The sequence below is a fragment of the Candidatus Neomarinimicrobiota bacterium genome (genome assembly GCA_030743815.1).
GTDB lineage: Bacteria > Fidelibacterota > Marinisomatia > Marinisomatales > S15-B10 > UBA2146.
This window is the reverse complement of the sequence record JASLRT010000040.1, coordinates 1-21,557: the sequence shown is the minus strand read 5'-3', so window position 1 is coordinate 21,557 and position 21,557 is coordinate 1. Positions and strand designations below refer to the sequence as shown.

Genomic DNA, 21,557 nt, shown 5'->3' with positions numbered 1-21,557 from the left:
AGTGCATGATCCGCACTGACTCGTATCACAACCGACGTGAGTTCCGGTTAAAAGGAGTTGGTCCCGAAGAAAGTGTACCAGCAGTTGTCTGCTTTCCACTTCACCGGAACAACTTTTTCCGTTTACTGTCATTGAGATGGTATGCGTCATGCCATCCTCCTTATTTGATGATAGATCTGTTGAAGTTTCTGTCGTTTTTATTGTAGCTGCTGAAGGAGATGGGGTAGCCACCTGTTCGGCGTAACCCGATGTAAGGAAGTCTGTAATCTTTTTCCACAAACTCAAGCGTATTCCTTTTCAGCTAGTTTTGTCTGAAAGTTTGCAAATCCTTGATCTATTATTTTTTTCCCCACTGCTTCAATTAGTCGGTGGCCTACACGGGCCAGGATCCCACTGACGTTGCCTTCCGCACAAAAAGAAAGGACGGTAGAACCGTCCTCTTCTTCCAAGCTTATGTCCCCGCCACCGGATATGCCGCCATTGGTGCTAGTGCCATTCACTTCAAAGTGATATCCCTCGAGGGGCCGAATGTTGGAGATTTCGAGATCAGAAGTATAGGACCCTTTGATATGACCTACCTTGATCTCTACTTCGGCACTGAATTTTGTATCTGAAAGAGAAGTTAAGGTTTTACATCCGGGGAGGATTTCAGCAAGGAAATCGGGATTCAGAATGGAATCCCAAACGAGGTTTAACGGTTGATCAATATGGTATTCGCGTTCCAGTCGCAAATGAAAATTCCTTGAACCCCGCGAGTATTGGTAATCGATAGAATCGAGCCGTAGGATGGTAACAACAAACTTGATAAAAGTCAATACAAATAGTATGTCATCTATCCTAAAATCTCTTGACTTCAGTCAATTTCTTAGTCAGATTATACAAGGATGCCACTTAGTCAGTGGTCGTAGAAAAGGGAAAAAATCGTAGCTTCAACCCTATATTTATATCAGAGCCAAGGTACTTTTTTTGATGGAACATAACAAAGCAGTTAAGCTCGTCCTGTTACTGGCTGCGTCAGTTTTGTTGCTTGTGGTAAGCTGTGAGGATCCGCTGGATTCTGTCGTTACAAAGAAAGACAGCAATGATTTGTTTGAGCTGACCCTGGAAACTTCAAATAATATCGTTAATTCAGAGCACTCTCTGGACATCATTGCAAAGGTTGAGAGGCTCACAGATGGGATAGCGGACCTTTCCAACAAGATTCTTGGCGTCTGGGACCTGATTTATGATGAGCCTGACACGCTGGATCCTACTCTTCTTGAAATACACTATACTTTCAACAGTGACAATACTGTAACCCGCGTCGAAACTCACAGATTTGCGGACATTTTTTCCAAGATAGTGGGTAAATGGAATATTCATTCTATAGGTACGGACACCATCAATTCAGAGCTGCTTGCAATTGAATATGAATTTGATGATGACACGACGATGACGGTTGAAGAGACTCATATTTTTGATGTCTCTAAACTGGGTTCAAAAGTTCTTGGTGTCTGGAAAGTAACAGAGGCCTCAGATGTTCCTGATCTATCGAATCTCACTCTGGAATACACTTTCGAGAATGATAGTAGTGTCACCTTTTCACGGACGCAGACAACCTCGGAAGGTATCGATGTCGGTTATGTGTCTGTACCTGCGTTTGTCGATATCGATAGAGATGCTGATAAGGATGTGTTCATCGGTAGCCAGGACGGCACCATTGTCTATTATGAAAATACCGGCTCCAGCATTAAAGCTGTTTTCACGCAGAAGACGGGGAGCGACAATCCTCTCAACGGTGTAGTTGTAAGCGGTTGGGCCGCTCCAGCTTTTGTGGATATTGATGGTGATGGTGATATGGATCTGTTTATCGGGCAGGATGACGGTACCATTAGTTTCTACACAAATGGTGGTTCCAGTACAAGTGCATCATTTTCAGAAGTGACAGGTAATGACAATCCCTTGAATGGTGTTGATGTTGGCTATAACTCAAAACCTATCTTTGCCGATATCGATGGTGATGGTGATATGGACACATTCATGGGTGAATATGATGGTACTATCAACTACTATCAGAACACAGGCTCCAGCACGACCGCCGCGTTTACCGTGCAGGCGGATGCCGATGCGCTCTTCGACAGTGATGTGGGGACGAACTCAGCACCGACCTTCGTTGATATTGACAAAGACGGTGACCTGGACGTATTCATCGGTGCCGGTAACGGTATCATTCAGTATTACAAAAATATTGGTTCAAATACAGCGCATTCTTTCTCTTCTCAAGTTGGGAATGACAATCCGTTGAATGCCGTCGATGTAGGTGAGGGTGACAATACGAATGCAACACCCACCTTCGTAGACATTGATGGTGATGGCGACATGGATTTATTTGTGGGTGAATATTTAGGCACAATCTATTTTTATTTGAACTCTGGTTCAATAATTGAAGCCAGTTTTGGTTCACCAACTGTTCTTGGCGCTTCCAATTCCACTGTAAGAGCCGGCGGCTGGACCTATACTGATGTAACAAAGCAGGTTCAGGTCGCTTTCTACGACACCTCAGGTGGCGAAGTTGAAACGGGTACTGTTTCTTTCGATACGGACAGTCTCACCATTCCCGTCAGTGCCTACATGTACTGGAAGACCGACAAAAGAGACGTCACCTTTCAGAAAACTGCGCACGTCACCGGCTTTTCGGCTCCGGCTGATTCAGTTGTTTCTCTGTCCGGAGGGTGGGGCTACGATAAAGAGACCAATCTCCTATCCGTCATGGTGTTTGGAGAGACTGAATCAGGTGTCGTCAGTTTCGATACCAAGTCTTCAACCGTACCCGTCGGTGCTTTCATGTATTGGGAGAGTATTGACAGGGGAACCATCACTTTTGTGAAAACAGCCAATGTTTCGGGTGCTGATGCCACACCTGATTCTGTTGTTACATCAGCAGGGGGATGGAATTGGGATACAGCCGCCGGTGTTCTGTCCGCCACCATTATGGGTAGTCAACTGTCGGGTTCCGTCACATTCGAAACAGAAGGTCAGACTGTTCCCATCAACGGTTTTATGTACTGGCAAACGGACCAGGAAGGGAATTTAACCTTTAAAAAAGCATCAAACGTCAGCGGCTCCAGCATATCATCAATGAAACTTGCTCTGGATGCCACAAGTGGTTCACTGGATATTCATCATGTTTCCTCCACAAGTAATATAACAGTGGTCATCGCTGACACTGCAAAGTCAAAGTTTCAGGTGGAAGGTCTTTTTGTTCCCAGTAGCACTAAAACCAGTGCACTTGTTTCTGCTCAATTTCAAGACCTATTTGTCAAGATACCTATCACTATTGTTCAGCGCTAGATTGGATATGAGAAAGATATTTAGATTATTATTAGTCATTTTTTTACTACCCCTGATATTGATGGCGCAATCCATGCGGGATCTGAAATACCAGGTTATAAAGCTCAGTTTTGTTGAAGTGGATAGGGCCCTGGCCATTCTTAAGACAGTGGGCTATACAGTAGTTGAATTTAAAGGTGGCAAAGGTGAGCTGGCGGGAGAATACAGTTTTACCCCAGCTATTAGCAGTATACTTAATGTAAAGGAATTGCCCAGGAAAGATTTTCTCCCAATCATCATCAAGGTGCCGGATACCGAGACCGTCAGTCTGCTTACGCAGGAAAAAGGAAAATCGGCTAAAGGGAAGAAAGCAGAGTTGGGGCTTGACCTGGCCGGAATCCCCATGCTGGGGACAACAGCGGGTGCACCCCAGCAGCAACTAATCATTGGCTACAATCCCAACGATTTTGATCCGGTGGCAAGATTACTGGACCTCATAAACAATACGATTGATTTGCCGGCATCCCAGATTCAGATTGAAGCACTTGTTATCGAGATTGACACTGATCGATTGAATTCGCTCGGCATTGATTTCGGTGCTTCCCAAGGAGGTATTTCAGGGGAATTTCCACCAGCTGATGATAAAACCGGGGCTCTGAATCCCTTCACGTTTGTTTTCGACAGAACAATTCTTGGAACCTCTGCAGATTTCAATGCGAATATTCAGGCACTAATAAGTGCAAGTGCTGCCGAAATTCTTTCAAGACCGTCCGTTCTTGTTTTAGATGGACGGCAGGCTAGGATACAGGTAGGTCAGCAGATCCCCATCGTTAAAACCACCAGCACCCAAACGGCGGTTTCCAGATCTGTGGATTACATTCCCGTAGGTATAGTACTCAATCTCCGGCCCCGGGTGAGCGAAGATCAGACCCGAATTACCATCCAGATCGAGACAATCATTACAGAGACAGAGGAACGGCTTGGAGCACTTGCCACTACCTCTGGTGTTGAAGAGGCACCTCTCATAAATAATCGAAAAGTCCAGTCTTTTGTCCGTGTGGCAAATAACACACCTTTCATTGTTGGTGGTCTCATTTCTAGAAAGAAAAGTGATGTGAAGGGTGGTATACCTATTTTATCGGAGATTCCCATATTGGGACGATTGTTCTCCAGTTCGACATTAGAGACTCAAAGGAAAGAAGTGATCGTCGTTATTACTCCCCACATAATAAGCGAGGAGGGGAGCAACTTCAGCCGGGTCATTCCTCTTGATTCAGAGGCGTTTAATGCGTTTGGTAATCAACTTTTCCAGAACAGTTATCGAGTAACGAATGCTGACGTATACGATCTTAGATTTATTCATGAGAGTCCGATTTTCAACAAAATGCTTGACGATGTACAGGCTGCTTCTGAAATCAATAAAACACTTAAGGTCACAGAACCTTTTAAAGGTCTTCTTGAGGGTGAAATTCCCGGTGAAAAAATCCTTGTACGCAGGATGCTTTATGATATCATAAGATCTCAGAATTACTATAAATATATAGACCCGGATAAAGTAATTTTTTTCAAACAAGATGATGATGACCCTGCTGGTTTTGCTGTTAACTTTCTGAATGGTTATATAGAAAATATTTCAAAAACCAATGCCTTGCAGCTAAGCTTTTCTTTACATGAAAAAGCTTCAACTGAAAAACCATTTGTTCAACCTACTGCAGATGTAGAATATATCAAGGCCGACAGATCATTTAATTACAAAGGAGAGTTGGAAAAAACCAACATTCATGGGTCTACCCCTGAAGAAGATGTTTTTACTATTATTGTTCAACAGTCTGCTAATGAGCGTTTTCTTTATGAGATCCTTATATTGAAGAAGCTGTTGGAAATCAATTCGGACTTAAAACAGCAAATCGCTTCCTTTCAGCCTGGAATTGAAATATTATTTCCGGCTCCGGAAGTTCTTGAGAAAAACTTTCATGTTGTGGACAGGGATGTGGCCCGGTATTTTTATGAAGTCTCCAATTATTATGGCATGTTCGAAAAGGAATTCAACCGAGAAACCGCCTCAGTAGGCCGTTTGCTTGAAAATCGCTAAAAAAAGAAAAATGTGACACAAATCATTGATTTTCATCGTAGGAGAGGTTATTTTGGACCGAAGTTCGAGTTATTTAACTTAATGTAGGAAGGGAAAAATCATGAAGATGATAAAACTAGCTATGGCTCTCATGGTTGTCTTTGCGCTTGTCATTCCTGTACAAGTCCTTGGTCAAGGTGATTGTGACCCAAGTGTAGAGTATCCAGAACGAGCTCCTACCTCAGGAGGCTGTGCCGCAGGCCAATATGATGATTGCAACAATAACGGTGCTTATGATGAGGGTGAGCCATGCCATGAAGGGAATGGTGACCAACACAGTCTGCCACAGGCCGGTGATGTGTGCGATATAGGAGACTGTGGCCATGTATTTAGCGAAAACGATCACCATGGCCACTGCCCCAATTGTGATGAGGGATTGGACACCGAGGAAGATTGGAATGACCACTGCAGTAATAATGAAGGTCACTGTCCTGATCCTGGTGAAGGCGACCATCCAACTGGTGAAGGCGAACATCCAACTGGTGATCAACAGCCAGGTACTTGCGATGTGTGTGGTCATGAATTTGTCGAAAACGATCAACATGGTCACTGTAGGGAATGTGACGCTGCAATGAATTCAGATGCAGAATGGGATGAACACTGTCAAGCTAATCCAGAGCACTGTAGACCACAGGCCGGTGACGAGTGCCATGAATGTGATTATGTATACACGGGCACAGAAGGTGAGGACCATGGTCACTGTCCGGTTTGCCAGGCCGAAATGAATTCCGAGTCAGATTGGGATGACCACTGCAGAAATAATGAAGGTCACTGTCCTGGTGGTGGTGATGGTGGTGATGGTGGCCCAGGCCCAGCCCGCTTTGACGATGTTGATACAAGTGATGATAACTGCATCAATCTCGACGAAGCCTTTGCAGTCTTTTCTTTGGAACAGTCCAGAGATGAATTCGCCGAAGGTGATGATGAAGACCCTGGTTTCAATGACATTGCCAGTAAAGATGAAGATGACAGCTCTTGTGGTAATGACCAAGTAAACCGCAAAGAGTTCTTCAGAGCGACTTATCGTTCGATGAATGAAAGGAACGATGAAGGCAAGGGACAAGACACCATGGCCAACTGCGCTGCTTGGTGTGCTGATATTCCTAATTATAGAACTAAACAGAATGGTGATTGGTCTGAGCCGAAGTTGCGGTACGCTGCTTCAAATTGTGATTGCGCTAATTAAGGACGCATACTGCGACTAAACCACATATAAGTAACAGATAAGTAACAGAAAACCCCCGCTTCGGCGGGGGTTTTCTGTTATCTCAATGTGACCTGACCCCAACTGTTCGGGGTATCAATCCTGTCAGGCCGAACATTATGACAACCTTGAAGGTTCACCAAGGGTACACTCCCATCGGTACAGGTGTGACTTAAAACCATCGAGGTTAGACAATACAGTCTCTCAAGCCGCCCTGTTCCTTCTTCACGTTCTAGTCCTTTACAAACTTACTGCATCGACTCACCTTTCAGAGTGAAAGACTTCGACTTATCTACCTTTCTGAAGGTCTTCTTACTTCGTAAATTCTTTTCAATTAACGGACGTTTTTGCCATGAAAACTCTGCGCTTGATTTATACTGCAATTCTTCTTTCGACATTTGTTGCGGCCCAGGGACCCTGGATGATGAGCGGCAGAACCCACCCTGAGCTGAAGTGGTCAACTCTCCGCACCGAACACTATAACGTCCACTATCACCAGGGGATAGAGGAGATCGCCGCAAGGGGAGCTTCCATCGCCGAACAGATCTGGCCAACGCTGCTGGAGCAGATAGGTCTGGACACCATTCCGCGCATAGACATCATATTCACCGCCCAGGATGAAGTCATGAATGGCTATGCCATTCCCCCCACAAATCAGACTTTCATCTGGGTTGATCAGAATGACGCCGTCATCCGGCTGGAGGATGAGAAGTGGCTTAATCATGTGGTAGCACACGAGCTGCAGCACATCGTTCTCTATGAGGCTCTCAGGTCGTGGATTCCCAAACAGTGGGATCTTCTGCTTTCGGGAACACCCGGCTGGTTCATCGAAGGCTCCGCGGAGTACTTCACGGAGCGATGGCGCCCTTACAGGTCCGATCTGGTGCACAAGTTTTTCGTCTTTAAGCAGAGAGTTGAAGAGATACCCGACCCTCATGCTGACGGCTACTCCAAGATGCTCTACTGGGGTGACCGCTTCGGCGACTCTACCATTGTCAAGACGATCCAGTATCGAAATAAACTGAAGGTGTTTCAATTTAGGAAGGCGTTCAAGGAAGCTACAGGAGTTGAACTGAGCCAGTTCGAGGAAGACTGGCGCCGCCATATGAACACTTATTTCTACGGTTATCGCTCCCAGAAGGAGCCGTTCGCGGAGATCGGCAAGACGGCCAGCCTGCCGGTGAAGGATGTTCTCTGGTTTGCCTTCTCGCCGGATAGTCTGAAGATCGCAGTCGTCGGGCGGAAAGACAAAGATCAGTTCGACCTTTCCCTCTACGTGGCAGAGCTCGACACGACAAAACCGGACACGGGATTCTTTGAGAGACTCTTCCTTGCCAGGCGAGATACCACCGAAAAGAAGAAAGAGAAACCGGAGTACGATATCGAAGAGCTGGATTACGGCAGCATCGGCCGGGGACTGTCGTGGTCGCCCGACGGCAAGCAGGTGGCATACGTCAAGTACCGCTACGGCGAGCACGGATCCCTTATCTGGGGCATTCGAGTCGTGGATGTGGAAGAGGGGGGAGGACGCTGGCTCACCGATAAGACGGCGAGGGTCGGCCATCCCGCTTGGTCACCCGATGGCAAGAGAATCGCTTTTATGAGTCACGAGAAAGGGACCTCTAACCTTTTTACTATGGATACAGATGGCGAAGATAGACAACGCCTTACTGACTTCAGCGGTGACGTGCAAGTGCTCACCCCCCAATGGTCGCCGGACGGAAAGAAGATTGCGTTCGCCAAATCTGGCTCTGACGGCAATACGGACATCCATGTGCTTGACTTGGAGACAGATGAAATCAGCCGGGTGACGACAGACGGTGCGGTGGACTATCTGCCTGTCTGGCATGCGGATGGAGAGAAGATCACATTCACCTCTCATCGCGGCTCTACGCCCAACCTTCACACCGTTGATCTCGTCTCCGGAGATGAGTTGCAGAACACTGATGTGGGGGAAGCTGTCTGGAGCATTCAGTGGACGCCCAAAGGCGAGACGGTTACTGCTCTCACTCTGAACGACGTTGACACGGTAAGGATTGTCCAGCTCGATCCCGCCAGGTCGAAGACAACGGTGCCGCTCTCTATGACAGAGGTTTACCTCCGCTGGCGTACCCGCCAGCCTGATCTCTCCCTGAACGGTGTAGATCCCGACAGTGACGTGGAGATCGTCCAGACGCGGCCGTACAGCTTTCTGAATCATCCGAAGCACCTCACCAGCCTGATTCTGCCCCTGGACAACTTTACAGGACTATTTGGCTTCACAGTGTGGATGGACGGGTTGGGACGACACCTGTTCCAGCTTGGCGGTGGATCCACGTGGGACAAGACAGATTCCGGGCTGTTCCTTGGATATATCAATGCAGCGTCGGGGCCGCTCTGGGGCGTCAACTACTTCAACAACTTCCGCTGGAACTTCCGGCCGTATGACGATGAACTTTTGGGGCTTGTGGAGCGTCTGGACGGCTGGCAGTTCTTTGTCTCACAGCCTATGAACCGCGGCAACTCTCTCAGCTCAAATCACGTGCTACAGGCCAACCTGTTTCTCCAGGAACGCAAAATTGAATTCCACGGGGCAGAGTCGGACTCGTCGGCTGTTCTCCCCAGGCCAGAAGAGGGAAAGGAAGGGATCGGTTCACTGCTCTACGCTTACATCAACCGCCGCCCCAACAGGCACAACTTTGATCTGCCCCGGCACGGATGGGGCGTCATGGCGATGACCGACCTCGCCAGCAAGAAACTTTACGGTGACTTCTCGTACCAGCGGCTGACTTTGGATTCTTTTGCCAATTTTCGTTTTGGTCCCGGGGCGTTTTTTCTGCGAGGGAAAGTGGTGGGACTGAAGGGGACACCGCCGGCACAGGAGTTCGTGGGGCTTACGAACGATCTATCGATCTATCTTCCGGGAGCCAGCGTTCAGGCGCTTGGAGGAATCATCGGCCTGGTGGAGAATCACAACCCACGGGGATGGGAAGGTATCCGGCTCGGCGATCGGCTCGTCTTTACTTCGGCTGAGTTGCGCTTGCCGCTTATCCCTAAGTTTCCGCTGATGAATATCCTCGGTTTCACCTTCGGCTCAGTCACGACAGCGTTGGTGGCTGACGTGGCGAACGCCTGGTATGCCGGTCAGGAGAAAAATCCGTGGGTGGTGACGGCTGGCTACGAGGCGAAAGTTTCACTCAATATCGGTGATGCTACGCTGGCAATTTTTGCTGTGGGACGGGCGCAGACACTCGATGAATGGCAAACAGAGGAGGAGCCGCAGTTCTACGCCCGCTTCGCTCTTATCACTCCTTTCTGATTCAACATTCGATATTCTCATTGCCGCCGTGTTTCGGTGATGCTAAGGTAGGCCACTGGATGGGTACTGGGACCTAAAGGCGGATTGAAGATGTATACTGAAATTAATTGAGTTCGTCCCGGATCAGAACCAGGATCGCCGCCTGTGGCACAATCAGGTATTTCTTTTCTTCGAACTTGATCTCTACCGAAGCCTTCTTGAGAAACAGGGCGTAATCACCTGTCTCGGCCTGGGTGGGGATGTACTTGACCTCCTTACCTTCGTTGTGCCACGGTTCTTCTTCTACATCCGATGGATGAGAAAGAGGGATACCGGGGCCCACCTCCACCACAATGCCGCCCCACACATCTTCCTTTTCACGGACGGTGGGCGGAAGATAGAGTCCCGCCGGCGATTTCTCCTGGGATTCGTCAGGCCTTATCAAGAGACGATCGCCAACAACCATCAGATGTCTTTTTCCTATTCTCATGCTACCGGCAAAAATAGTGAATTCTTCATTCCAAAGTAATAGATTTATCCGTAAGATTGTAAAGATCCTGTCGCTTCTTGTGTGAATGTGATGAATCTGAATCTACAAACCGGGATGTGTCTCACTGTTTAAGATAAACTATAGCTTTAATATAATTCGTATAACTAACTTTATTTGATGATTTACAATGATTATATAATACAAATGATACTGACACATTTCAGCCTGAGAGAGAAAAATGTATAAGCGTATTCTGGCTCTCGCCTGGCCTCACTGGAAACTGATAGCTCTGTCGCTGGCGGCTTCGCTCATTTTTGTCTTCTTCAACTCTCTGTCGGTTTGGGTGACGGCTTCATTCATCAACAACATATTGACCGATTTCGAATCTTTGGTTAAAGGTCAGGCACAGCTTGAGGCTCTCGAAGTGAGAACTGTCAACGAGACACTGAAACTATGGACAAACAGGCTCATCCTCGGCGCAACACCCATCGATACGCTCAAGGTGCTCTGTATCACCATCTTTGTCTCTTTTCTGATGAAGAATCTTTTCCTCTATCTCAAGAACTTTTTAACCGGTCTTGTTCAGATTAAGGTTATCACCGACCTAAGGAACAAACTTTTCGATCACCTCACCACCCTGTCGCTATCCTTTTTCAGCAGGAAGAAGTCCGGCGAACTGACCTCCATCCTTTTGAATGATGTTGCCGCCATTCGCCGCTCGCTGGCGGTAAGTTTCCACAAACTGCTGGTTGAACCGATCAATATTCTCACCTTTACGCTGCTCCTTTTCGTAATTAATTGGAAACTCACATTGGCGGCAGCGCTCATCCTCCCGTTGGCCACATTTCTCATTGTAGTGGTAGGCAAGAGTATTCGCCGCAAAGCGATGCGGTCGTCGAAGCAGATTTCGGGAATTGTCTCCATTATTCAAGAGACAATCGGCTCTATCAGAATCGTGAAGTCGTTTACCATGGAGAAAGGGGAGTTAGATAAGTTTCGCCGCGAAACGAAAAAGTTCTACCAGCTCCAGCGCCGTCAATTCAGACTCAGGTACGCTTCCGTGCCGACCACAGAAATCATCGGTGTAACCATGGGTGTTGTCCTTCTCTGGATCGGCGGCAAGAACGTCCTCGTAAATCAGACCATGGATCCCGAAGATTTTATCCGCTTCATTCTTTTGCTTTTCGCTATTCTCAGTCCTATTAAGGGGATGAATATCGTCAACACGGAGATTCAGACTGCCCTTGCTTCGGCGGAGCGTGTTTTCTCTCTCCTCGATGCGCCCCGTTCCATTGTGGATGTGGAAGATGCCATCCATGTAGATCAGTTCACTGATTCTATCAGGTTTGAAGGTGTCAGCTTTTCGTACGACGGTTCTGCAGAGAGGGTTCTCGATGATGTCTCCTTCTTTATCCGCAAAGGTGAAGTGGTAGCGGTGGTAGGGGAGAGCGGCGCCGGAAAATCGACGATTGCCGATCTTATTCCCCGATTCTACGACGTGAAAAGAGGGTCGGTTACGTTGGACGGAACTGATATCCGCAACATCAAACTTCACTCGCTACGGCGGTTGATGGGGATCGTGCCTCAAGAGACGATCCTTTTCAATGACACCATCCGCAACAACATTTCATACGGAGAGATGGGGGCGGAGTCCGGCGAAATGCTCGAGGTGGCTGAGGCTGCGAACGCACTTAAGTTCATTGAGGAGCAGCCCGCCGGATTCGAGACCATCATCGGCGACAGAGGCGTGAAGCTCTCGGGCGGTCAGCGGCAGCGTCTGGCCATCGCACGGGCGCTACTCAAGAATCCCCCAATCCTGATCCTGGATGAAGCAACTTCTTCTCTCGATACTGAATCCGAGAAAAAGGTGCAAGAGGCGATAGACCATCTCAAGAAAGAGAGAACCGTGTTCGTTATTGCCCACCGTCTGTCAACGGTACGCAATGCGGACAGGATCATCGTACTCAAGCAGGGGAAGATTGTGGAAATGGGTGCGCATGCAGAACTGCTGGAAACGAGCGGCTACTATAAGAAGCTGTACGAAGTCCAGTTCGGAGAGATTGCTTTCAAGGTGATATAGGATCTGGCAAACAAGTGACTGACAGACGCAAAAAAGCGGGTGTACTTATCTGCTACGGTACGCGCCCCGAGGTCATCAAGGTCGCTTCTACCATTGAAGAACTATCGCGCCGGAGCGTCCCCTTCAAGACTGTTTTCACCGGGCAGCACGATGAACTTTATCACGATGTGAGGCATCTGATTCCCAAACCCGACTATCGTCTCGGCATCATGAAAGTGGGTCAGAGTCCGGCTGAAGTCCTTGAGCGTGTTGCCCATCATTTGCGACCGGTGATCAGGAATATGAGACCAAACCTTGTGGTGGTTCAGGGTGACACATCCTCCTCCTCCTCCTCCGCACTCACTTCATTCTATGAACGGGTATCGGTGGGGCACATCGAAGCGGGATTGAGGACTTACAATCTCGATTCACCTTTCCCGGAGGAGATGAATCGCCAGCTGATCTCCAAGGTGGCTTCGCTCAACTGGGCGCCTACAGAACTGGCACTGGAAAATCTCGAGAAGGAGGGAGCGCGTAATGTCCGTCTCACCGGCAACACCGTGGTTGACATTTGCCAGAGATTTGGCTTCCCTGTCAGCTATAGCGATAAAGTGCTCATTACGTTACACCGGCGGGAGAATTTCGGTGAAAAGATGGCGAGTATCTTCAGTCAGATTGAACGGCTGGCGCAAGATAACGCCCATCTGAAGTTTGTCTTCCCCATGCATCCGAATCCCCAGGTCCAGCGCCACCGTGATCTCCTTGAAAAGGTCACCGTTCTGGATCCTCTCAAGTATGAGGACCTGCTTAGACTCCTCAGCGAGGTGAAGTTCGTGATAAGCGATTCTGGAGGCATTCAGGAGGAGTGCGCCGCATTCAGAAAGAAGGTGCTTGTCTGCCGCGACAATACTGAACGTCCTGAAGGTGTAGAAGCGGGGCTCGCAAAGCTTGTCGGCAGTGATATTGAAGGTAGTTTTGCGTGGGCTGACGATTCTCCTGAGTGGAGCGGAGACAATCCCTATGGCGACGGCAAGGCCGGAAAGCGAATTGTTGACTCTATAGAATCGTTATTGCAGGAAGGGTAGCATGGGTACGCGCCACGCTTTTGGCGAAGAAAATGCTGCTGTCGCCCTCACGATGCTGGAAAAGGTCACGAGCATCTTTGAGTCCTATGAAATCAAGTACTGTCTCACTGCGGGAACACTCCTAGGCATTGTCAGGGAAAACAGATTACTACCGTGGGATACTGATCTCGATTTACGCATCTTTCGCAACGATGTGAATAAATTGCCCCAGGCCATGTGGAAGATCCGCTTTGCCGGCTATCTTGCCCGCACTCGCCGGCAAGAGATAAAGGATTCCCCCTTGCACGAAGGTGAAAAACGAATTGTGAAAATCTTTAACAAAGCAGGATTCCTGAAGAAAGGTGAAATAGTCATGGACTGCTTTATCGCTGTCCGGCACGGAGACCAGTATATCTGGTCGTGCGGGGGTCCCAAGTTCTATACAAAGAAGGCGGTTCCGTCTCATTTCTACGACAATACACAATCTATTACCTTCCAGGGCAAGAGTTACACAGCTCCCGCGGAAGTTGAAGACTACCTTACGTTCCGCTATGGAGACTGGAGAACGCCGGTGAAACAGTGGGACTATACCAAGGACGACGGTGCCATCATTTCTCCGGAAACGGAGTCATGAAAGGTCCCAGACAGGCTGTGTTACTTTTGGCTGGTAGCGGCAGTCGCCTCGGTGTCTATACAGAGAGGAGACCCAAGTGTATGGTAGAAGTAGCCGGGGAGCCGATCCTGATTCGGATGCTGGATCAGCTTTCCAGGATTGGTGTTGAACAGTCTATACTGGTGGTCGGGTATAAGGCGGAAGTTATCAGAGACGCAATCGGCTCGCGATGTGGAGACATGTCCATCGACTACGTAGAAAACCGGGAATGGGAACAGACAAATAACATTGTTTCTCTGGCTATGGCAATCGAACGGCTCACCAAAGATTTCTTGCTGTTGGAAGGAGACCTGGTCTTCTCCGATGAAGCACTTACACAACTGAATGGTATTGACAGAACGGCAGTGAGCCCGTTTCAGTCATATATGGATGGGACTGTTGTAGCATTAAACCGTGACAGTAGTGTCAGAAAGTTCTTTCTGAAGACTACGCCAGGGCGACCTGATGATTTCAGTCAATTATACAAAACAGTGAATATTTACAGCTTCAGTAGTAACACTTTTCATGGTGCCGTCGTGCCGCGACTGAAAGGTATTATAGAGAGTGGTGAACGCAAGATATTCTACGAGCAGGCCATCGCCGATGCTGTAGATGCGGGGGAGATCAGTCTGACGGCAATCAATTTTGCAGAAGATCAGTGGTGTGAGATAGATACGGCGGAAGATTTTGAGCGGGCGCAGAGTCTGTTTGCCGCCTATAGTTGAGGTTCAGTTTTGCCGTCTTTTCGATAGCTCATTTCCCGGCGATAGATCAGAGAGATTAAGCTGTCGGCTGTGTCGATGGCACACCTTTTTATCCGGTATGACCATCCAGCGAAGCGGAAGGCGGAACGGGCTCGTCTGTCAGGTGCGGCAGATCCTGAGAGAGTGTACCCCATAGCTTCAAGCTCCTTGCCGCATGACCACTCGATTAAGGAAATTTCCGCTGCGGATAGTTCTACTTTCCATCTTTCGATGGAATCTCTACTGAGCGGCTGACGGGTCGCTGCGTGCCACGCCATCTTGTAATCCGGCACGGCGTAGCGGGCAATATCGGAGTAGTGCAGCATCTCCGGAGCGTAGGATTCGCTAAGGAATTGGCAAACCCGTTGCAACTCCCTCTCCGGCTCATCTACCAGATCTTCATAGCGTAGTTCGAGATATTCGTCAAGCTTTGTCGATTGACGGGCCTCTAGTCCCCTCTCTATTGCTTCCTTCCAGTTCAGGATTGAATAGATTGTGTCGCTCTTCCACCACGGCATATGTTTGAGTGAAGCGACCACATCCCTGCAATCACGGATGAGATGGATAACCTGGGCATCGGGGAAAAGGGTGCGAAGTTTGTCCAGGTATTTGATGTAGTACGGTCGCTTGTCGCCCCAGCGAAGTTTATCATATTTGGCAGCGTAGGCGATTAATGGCTGCGCCAAGGCTGCGCCAAGGGAGTGAGTTGCCTGCACGGCTGATCTTACCACTGCGGGATCAATATCAAGATCGTCCAGTTTTGTACTGGCGTCAAAGTGTGCCAAAAACCAGCGGGCAAGCTTCTGGCGATTATCTTCTCTGGCAAGATTTCCGAAGAGGAGACGCCGCTTATACAGCTTCTTTACATACTTGGTCTGAGGCGGTATGGCAATCCGCGGGTGGGCGTGAAGCATCAGCCTGAGTAAGGTGGTTCCCGATCGCTCACTTCCCACTATGAAGATCGGTCGTATAAGTTCACTGTTGTGCATTACATCAAAAATAGATGCGTTTTGAGGTGTGATCCAATGTTTATAAGTTCTGTGGAAAGTAAATCAAATTTTGTCGTCATCACCTGTCTGACCGGGATGCCCCTGGCCTACACTAGGAGGAATTGAATTCGTGAAGTCGGTCCTGTTTGAGTGCCACCATCTATATTACCTCCCCAATTTCCTTCCCATCATGGCCGAGCTGAATAAGCGGGGTGATTATCTCCTGGCGTCTTCAATTCCTCTCACCATCAACACCACTGAACGCCGTCAGCTAAGATCCGTGATGGAAGATATGGAAGTGGAGTTTATCGATGCCGGGACGGAGAACGAGCGTCAGACACTCTTGCAGCGGCGCCGGTTCGATCTGGTTGTGGTGGCGAACGTGGGGATGCTCGAAAAGGTGGTCTCTGATTCATCGCTCGCCGTTATGGTCTACCACGGGATAGGACTGAAGCAAAGTTATTACAATGATATGTCGCCGCGTATCGATCTGCGTGCAGTGGAGAGCGAAGAACGGATGCGCCTGCTGCAAGAGCTGGGGGAACCAAATCTTGTCCTGACAGGATTTACCAAGCTGGATCCCCTTTCAGATCCCGCCTTCGTGGCAATAGAGAGCTTCTTGAATGCTCTGGGCCTTTCGCCGGACAGACCAACACTTCTCTATGCGCCCACCTTCTATCCTTCTTCGGTGGATACGTTACTGCCCATGTTCACCAAAGTTTCTGACATGGTTAACGTGATCATTAAGTTGCACGGTTTCAGTTGGACACAGAAACGGTACCGTCATCATAGTGAAATGGCAACGAAAGTATCCGGTGGTCAAATTCATCTGGTGCCGAGTGAAGACTACAACATTGTGCCGTACTACGCTGCCGCTGATCTCCTTATCTCCGATATGTCTTCAACGCTCTTTGAGTATCTGGCACTGGATCGTCCTGTAATTCAGACTACATTTTATTCTCCGCGCCTCAAGCACCGGGTTTTCAAGCGGCGACTGACGAAGCGCCTCGACTTGGAAAGAGCATCGGAAATTGATTTTGTGCATTTACTTCATCGGCCGGATGACCTGGAACAGATGGTGTCGGATATCCTTGAGAATCCCAATCAAATGTCTCCTAGGCGGCAGCGGGCAGCGGAGAGGTATCTCTATCGCACTGATGGAGAAGCATCAAGTCGCCTGGTGGACGCCATCGAGGCAAAACTGAAAGAACGGAACATGCTGTGAAAATCGGTATCTACGCTCCCAACTGGGTCGGTGATGCTGTCATGTCGTTTCCCTTTATCAGCAGTTGCCGCCGTCGGCATCGGGATGAAGAGATTGTCATCGTTGCCAGACCGTGGGTATCGGCTGTATTCGAGAGTCACCCGCTCATAAACGAAGTCGTGGTTCTGAATACGGGATCTTCCGCTGTTGCCACGACACGTGAAGGTTTGAGGCTGCGCGACTTAGATCTGGATCGTTTTTATCTTCTCTCTGATTCGTGGCGTTCAGCTTATCTGGCAAGACTCTCCGGTGCGCCGGACCGCGTCGGTTTTGCGGCACAGTGGCGGTCATTCCTGCTAACCACAGCCGTCAAGCCGTCTCGCACGAAAATGCACCGCTCGGAGCGTTGTCTCGCACTCTTGTCCGGTGCATATGATCTCGGCGAGGACAGTACAGGAATTCACCTCAGAAAAGAAGAGAGAGAATGGGCCAGAGGCGAGCTTCAAAGTCTGAGTATGACGAGTCCCATAGCCGTTTTTCCTTCCAGCGTGGCTGAATCGCGGCGGGTGCCAGTTGAAAAGTGGCAAGCCATTCTCTCTCTTGCGCGCGGGAGCGGAGCTGAACTCCTCCTGTTTGGTAGCGCCGCGGATAAAGAAACGGGTAGCGAACTGTCACACAGGGTGGATGGTGATAATGTCCGATCTGTCTGTGGTGTCTATTCATTGCGGCAGAGCGTGGCGCTCATTTCCAAGTGCGCGGGAGCTATCGGTACGGACAGCGGTCTCAGCCATGTGGCGGCGAATCTTGGACTTAAGACAGTAACGATCTTCGGCGCTGGAGACCCTGCTCAGACGGTCCCTCTCGGTTCACGAACAACTGTTATCACGGAAAGCGTCCACTGCAGTCCGTGCCGCAGGAACGTTTGCCGCAACGAGGATGAACCGCTCATTTGCCTTACATCTCTTGAAGCAGACAGAATCTGGCAGACATATCTCTCCCAAAAGTAAAAGGTAGTTCGTGACTATTCTGAATTTTTGTAACTTCACCATCCCCTCATGAAAGCCGTCATCCTCGCTGCCGGTGTCGCTCGCCGGCTCTATCCTGTCACCCTCGAGATCCCCAAGTGTCTCCTGGCAGTGGGCGATCACCCGATTATAGACTATCAACTATCCTCTCTCCAATCCAGCGGTGTGACCGATGTGGCTGTGGTGGTGGGTTATTTTCGGGGAAAAGTTGAGGAGTACCTCAAGAACAGTTTTCCTGCACTCGATTTCACTTTTATTATTAACGAACATTTCTTTGAGACCAACACCTCCTATTCACTTTTCCTTGCCAGTGAATATATGGTCAATACTGAGATCATTCTCATGAATGGAGATGTGCTCTATCCATCGGAATTACTAAGGCGTGTTATTGATTCAGATGCAGCAAATGTCCTGGCGGTTGAGGTCAAGCCGTGCGGCAGGGAAGAGGTGAAAATCATCGAAGGTGAAAATAACAGGGTTGTGGCCATTGGCAAAGAGCTGATCCAGGAGAATGCTTTGGGCGAATTCATCGGCGTGGCAAAACTGTCCAGCGAGTTCAGCAGCCGGCTTGTTACATCTCTGGATCACCTCATCGGTGCAGGCGGTAAGGTGGACTACTTTGAAGCGGCCATTGAACTTCTTCTTTCTGAAACGGAAGTCTTCTATGAGAATGTCTCCGACCTCCCTTGTATAGAGATCGATTTTGCGGAAGATCTGGAAAAGGCAGAAAAGCTCGCCGGATCGGACTGGTTCAGGAACCAGTTTTAATACCACCCGGAAGGTTACATCTTAAATTCGAAGTTGAGCACGAAGCTCAGTTCGGGATCTTTATCTGCCTCATGAATTGTATAGCGAATATTCGGTGCAATGGTAAAGCCCGACTGTGGCGCAAAGCTGACACCGGTTAGCAGATAGGCGTTACTGTCTCCACCGCTGTCGACGGCAGGATCAAATTGATCGAATCTTGCGATAAACTTTACTTTCGGCGAAAACTTGACAGTGCCGTAACCAGAAACGATAATCGACTGCCCCGTGTCATCCTTCATGAGGGTATGGAATTCGGCACCGGCTCTAATGGTCGCGCTTGCCCAGCCGCCGAAGGCTGAGTATCTCTGTGTGAGCGCAACCTGATCTCCATCGTCATATGGTTCCACCGAAGCCAATGCGCCGATATTCCAGCCTGGTCTCTTCCGCAGGTCTTGTTCACCAAAAGTGACGAGGAGGGATGTCCGTTTGAACGAATCGTTCTCCGGCTTTTTGAAACCTGTACCGTTGTAGACGCCCAGGTGAAGAAGCAGTTTTGAGGACAGTTTTCGCTTTACACTCAGACCGAGATCGCTGGTAGAGTCAAACTTGTAAAGATCGGCCGGAAACTTCTCCATGAAGCGGTTGCCCCAGTTTGCCTGAGTAGAGCCCAAATAGTTCGTCGGCTGCACGCCCACAAGGATATCTCCAACCGACGTACTCCAGGTAACCAGGACATTCTTGACGAAAACGGACAGGGGACCGGTACTGGTAGTGGCGGCATCGGTGGTGATGCGCACCTTCAGATCATCTGCGACGTTTCGCCGCAGGTCGACATATGACCGCGTGAGGTTGTATGAAGTCGGAATGTTCTTTGAATCGTCATACGTAAGATCGAAAAAGGTGATTGTAGAAATGTCGACACCGTCCGCTGCGTAACCGGTGTATAGTGAACTGCAGATAGTTAACAGCAATAATTTGAAATTAACCCGCACAGTGGCGGTGAGATTAATGCATCTCTGTTGATTAAGCAAATGGAGATTCAGCAACCAGTATTATTCTTGTGGGTAATCTTTATGATGAAGCATCCATCTTGGCTCTGGCAACAAGGTGCCAGGACGCCACAGACTTTGAAGATGCCCGGCCTCCGATTTTCAGTGGCAATTCTATAGAATAAATAATCCCCTATCGTAAAAGGTTATTAGCTGAGAATAACTGAAATTATATCATAATCTAATTTAGGTTTCATAGCTACCACGGTCAAGTTTTCGCAAAAAATTGTTGCAGAGATGCTTCTCGATCTTTCAAAATTGTGAGATTAGGCTTAAATTATAACAGTCATCATTTTTGGTGATCTGATGTTTATTGGAACCTTATTGACTGATATCGAACTGTATTATGAATAGTATTCTGTCTTTTGCTTTATTAATGATACAGTATTGACACCCAAAGGAGGCTATTATGGCAACAGCTAAAATAATTCTCGACGACCAAACAGTGGAATATCCCGTCTTTATCGGCAGTGAAGGAGAAAAAAGCATTGATCTCACAAAACTGAGAAAAGAGACAGGATATATTACTTTTGATCCGGCGTACGGCAATACCGGTTCATGCGCCAGTTCTATCACATTTATCGATGGCGAAAAAGGTATCCTGAGATACAGGGGCATTCCCATTGAGCAACTTGCGGAACATTCGACATTTGTTGAAGTCTGTTATCTGCTGATCTATGGTTATCTACCATCTGATGAGGAGCTTACGGAGTTCACCAAGCAACTGACCTACCACTCCATGATCCACGAGGATTTTAAGCGCTTCTTTGACGGTTATCCCATGAATGCCCATCCAATGGGTGTTCTGGCTTCAACAGTGGCAGCTCTTTCAACGTTCTACCCGGATGAAGAGAATGGCGACTTGGACATAAATATTATCCGTCTTCTGGCCAAACTGAAGACTCTGGCAGCGTTCTCGTACAAGAAATCGTGCGGGCAGCCGTTCGTCTATCCAATTAACGAACTTGGTTTTGAAGCAAACTTCCTCAACATGATGTTTGCTATGCCTTCAGAAGAATATGCAGTAGATCCCGTGATGGCCGATGCTTTAAGGCTTCTTCTCATCTTGCATGCTGATCACGAGCAGAACTGCTCTACATCTACTGTCAGAATGGTGGGAAGCAGTGAGGCCAATCTGTTCATTTCCATCGCTGGAGGGATAGCGGCACTCTGGGGGAGGCTCCATGGTGGAGCGAACCAGAAAGTGATCGAAATGCTCGGTGTAATCCGTGATGACGACATGAACTACAAGAAGTATGTTGATATGGCAAAAGATAAGGAGTCCGATTTCAAGCTGTTTGGTTTCGGGCACAGGGTGTATAAGAACTTTGATCCCAGAGCCAAGATACTGAAAGGGGCCGCTGACAGACTCCTTCAGAAGCTCGGAGTTGATGATCCTCTCCTTGAGATTGCAAAGGAATTGGAGGACGTGGCTCTCAAGGATGATTTTTTCATTAAGCGAAAGCTCTACCCGAATGTCGACTTCTATTCCGGCATTATTTATCGTGCCATGGGCATACCCACCGAGATGTTTACGGTCATGTTTGCTATGGGACGCCTGCCTGGCTGGATCGCGCAGTGGAAGGAGATGAAGGAAGAGCCTAAGGCGAGAAT

18 protein-coding genes are annotated in these 21,557 nt (G+C 48.5%); 12 read left to right on the top strand and 6 right to left on the bottom strand.

Annotation, left to right across the window (positions count from 1 at the left end):
- Both QF669_03795 and QF669_03790 read right to left on the bottom strand, forming a co-directional pair.
- A partial coding sequence (locus QF669_03795) for a hypothetical protein (GenBank protein MDP6456567.1) occupies positions 1-201 on the bottom strand: 201 nt, incomplete at its 3' end.
- Between the two features lie 80 nt (positions 202-281).
- The gene (locus tag QF669_03790) at positions 282-731 is read right to left on the bottom strand and encodes a carbon monoxide dehydrogenase subunit G (GenBank protein ID MDP6456566.1); all 450 of its coding nucleotides are present in this window, start codon (positions 729-731) and stop codon (positions 282-284) included.
- A gap of 238 nt (positions 732-969) precedes the next feature.
- On the opposite strand from QF669_03790, the gene QF669_03785 reads away from it, so the two are divergent.
- Positions 970-3,330, top strand: a complete 2,361-nt coding sequence (locus tag QF669_03785) for a VCBS repeat-containing protein (protein MDP6456565.1) — start codon at positions 970-972, stop codon at positions 3,328-3,330.
- A 7-nt stretch (positions 3,331-3,337) separates the two neighbouring features.
- Complete coding sequence (locus tag QF669_03780; GenBank protein ID MDP6456564.1) at positions 3,338-5,401, top strand: type II and III secretion system protein; 2,064 nt, start codon at positions 3,338-3,340, stop codon at positions 5,399-5,401.
- A 220-nt stretch (positions 5,402-5,621) separates the two neighbouring features.
- Here QF669_03780 and QF669_03775 read toward each other — a convergent pair whose 3' ends face one another.
- Entirely contained in the window at positions 5,622-5,960 is a 339-nt protein-coding gene (locus QF669_03775) for a hypothetical protein (protein MDP6456563.1), read from the bottom strand.
- A 51-nt stretch (positions 5,961-6,011) separates the two neighbouring features.
- On the opposite strand from QF669_03775, the gene QF669_03770 reads away from it, so the two are divergent.
- A complete protein-coding gene (locus tag QF669_03770; protein MDP6456562.1) occupies positions 6,012-6,626 on the top strand; it encodes a hypothetical protein in 615 nt (204 codons plus the stop codon).
- Between the two features lie 370 nt (positions 6,627-6,996).
- The gene (locus tag QF669_03765; GenBank protein MDP6456561.1) at positions 6,997-9,942 is read left to right on the top strand and encodes a hypothetical protein; all 2,946 of its coding nucleotides are present in this window, start codon (positions 6,997-6,999) and stop codon (positions 9,940-9,942) included.
- Between the two features lie 103 nt (positions 9,943-10,045).
- Here the strand turns inward: QF669_03765 and QF669_03760 are convergent, their stop codons facing one another.
- Entirely contained in the window at positions 10,046-10,411 is a 366-nt protein-coding gene (locus QF669_03760; protein ID MDP6456560.1) for a co-chaperone GroES family protein, read from the bottom strand.
- A gap of 238 nt (positions 10,412-10,649) precedes the next feature.
- Between QF669_03760 and QF669_03755 the strand changes: the two genes are divergently transcribed.
- The 4 genes from QF669_03755 to QF669_03740 are packed head-to-tail and all read left to right on the top strand — an operon-like array spanning position 10,650 to position 14,911.
- Positions 10,650-12,491, top strand: a complete 1,842-nt coding sequence (locus QF669_03755) for an ABC transporter ATP-binding protein (protein MDP6456559.1) — start codon at positions 10,650-10,652, stop codon at positions 12,489-12,491.
- 14 nt (positions 12,492-12,505) lie between these two features.
- A complete protein-coding gene (gene wecB / locus QF669_03750; GenBank protein MDP6456558.1) occupies positions 12,506-13,555 on the top strand; it encodes a UDP-N-acetylglucosamine 2-epimerase (non-hydrolyzing) in 1,050 nt (349 codons plus the stop codon).
- A gap of 1 nt (position 13,556) precedes the next feature.
- A complete protein-coding gene (locus QF669_03745) occupies positions 13,557-14,168 on the top strand; it encodes a LicD family protein (protein ID MDP6456557.1) in 612 nt (203 codons plus the stop codon).
- Positions 14,165-14,911 (top strand): phosphocholine cytidylyltransferase family protein, encoded by a 747-nt coding sequence (locus tag QF669_03740; protein MDP6456556.1) that lies wholly within the window; start codon positions 14,165-14,167, stop codon positions 14,909-14,911. Before QF669_03745 ends, QF669_03740 begins: the two co-directional genes overlap by 4 nt.
- Here the strand turns inward: QF669_03740 and QF669_03735 are convergent.
- The gene (locus QF669_03735) at positions 14,902-15,918 is read right to left on the bottom strand and encodes a sulfotransferase (GenBank protein MDP6456555.1); all 1,017 of its coding nucleotides are present in this window, start codon (positions 15,916-15,918) and stop codon (positions 14,902-14,904) included. The two genes, QF669_03740 and QF669_03735, sit on opposite strands and share 10 nt — an antisense overlap.
- 130 nt (positions 15,919-16,048) lie before the next feature.
- Between QF669_03735 and QF669_03730 the strand changes: the two genes are divergently transcribed.
- From QF669_03730 to QF669_03720, 3 genes are read left to right on the top strand one after another with little or no spacing between them, the layout of a single operon-like run.
- Entirely contained in the window at positions 16,049-17,143 is a 1,095-nt protein-coding gene (locus QF669_03730; GenBank protein MDP6456554.1) for a CDP-glycerol glycerophosphotransferase family protein, read from the top strand.
- Positions 17,140-18,129 (top strand): lipopolysaccharide heptosyltransferase II, encoded by a 990-nt coding sequence (gene waaF / locus QF669_03725; GenBank protein ID MDP6456553.1) that lies wholly within the window; start codon positions 17,140-17,142, stop codon positions 18,127-18,129. The genes QF669_03730 and waaF overlap by 4 nt, the downstream gene beginning before the upstream one ends.
- A gap of 48 nt (positions 18,130-18,177) precedes the next feature.
- Positions 18,178-18,915 (top strand): phosphocholine cytidylyltransferase family protein, encoded by a 738-nt coding sequence (locus QF669_03720; protein MDP6456552.1) that lies wholly within the window; start codon positions 18,178-18,180, stop codon positions 18,913-18,915.
- 14 nt (positions 18,916-18,929) lie between these two features.
- Here the strand turns inward: QF669_03720 and QF669_03715 are convergent, their stop codons facing one another.
- Entirely contained in the window at positions 18,930-19,940 is a 1,011-nt protein-coding gene (locus QF669_03715) for a hypothetical protein (protein MDP6456551.1), read from the bottom strand.
- A 409-nt stretch (positions 19,941-20,349) separates the two neighbouring features.
- On the opposite strand from QF669_03715, the gene QF669_03710 reads away from it, so the two are divergent.
- Positions 20,350-21,557, top strand: a 1,208-nt coding sequence (locus QF669_03710; GenBank protein MDP6456550.1) for a citrate synthase, incomplete at its 3' end; no start/stop codon positions are given.

What these genes read in the sequence shown, in the direction of transcription:
- QF669_03785 (MDP6456565.1), top strand. Translation starts at nt 970, where the DNA reads ATGGAACATAACAAAGCAGTTAAGCTCGTCCTGTTACTGGCTGCGTCA.
- QF669_03780 (MDP6456564.1), top strand. Translation starts at nt 3,338, where the DNA reads ATGAGAAAGATATTTAGATTATTATTAGTCATTTTTTTACTACCCCTG.
- QF669_03775 (MDP6456563.1), bottom strand. Translation starts at nt 5,960, where the DNA reads ATGACCACACACATCGCAAGTACCTGGCTGTTGATCACCAGTTGGATG.
- QF669_03770 (MDP6456562.1), top strand. Translation starts at nt 6,012, where the DNA reads ATGAATTCAGATGCAGAATGGGATGAACACTGTCAAGCTAATCCAGAG.
- QF669_03765 (MDP6456561.1), top strand. Translation starts at nt 6,997, where the DNA reads ATGAAAACTCTGCGCTTGATTTATACTGCAATTCTTCTTTCGACATTT.
- QF669_03760 (MDP6456560.1), bottom strand. Translation starts at nt 10,411, where the DNA reads ATGAGAATAGGAAAAAGACATCTGATGGTTGTTGGCGATCGTCTCTTG.
- QF669_03755 (MDP6456559.1), top strand. Translation starts at nt 10,650, where the DNA reads ATGTATAAGCGTATTCTGGCTCTCGCCTGGCCTCACTGGAAACTGATA.
- QF669_03745 (MDP6456557.1), top strand. Translation starts at nt 13,557, where the DNA reads ATGGGTACGCGCCACGCTTTTGGCGAAGAAAATGCTGCTGTCGCCCTC.
- QF669_03740 (MDP6456556.1), top strand. Translation starts at nt 14,165, where the DNA reads ATGAAAGGTCCCAGACAGGCTGTGTTACTTTTGGCTGGTAGCGGCAGT.
- QF669_03735 (MDP6456555.1), bottom strand. Translation starts at nt 15,918, where the DNA reads ATGCACAACAGTGAACTTATACGACCGATCTTCATAGTGGGAAGTGAG.
- QF669_03720 (MDP6456552.1), top strand. Translation starts at nt 18,178, where the DNA reads ATGAAAGCCGTCATCCTCGCTGCCGGTGTCGCTCGCCGGCTCTATCCT.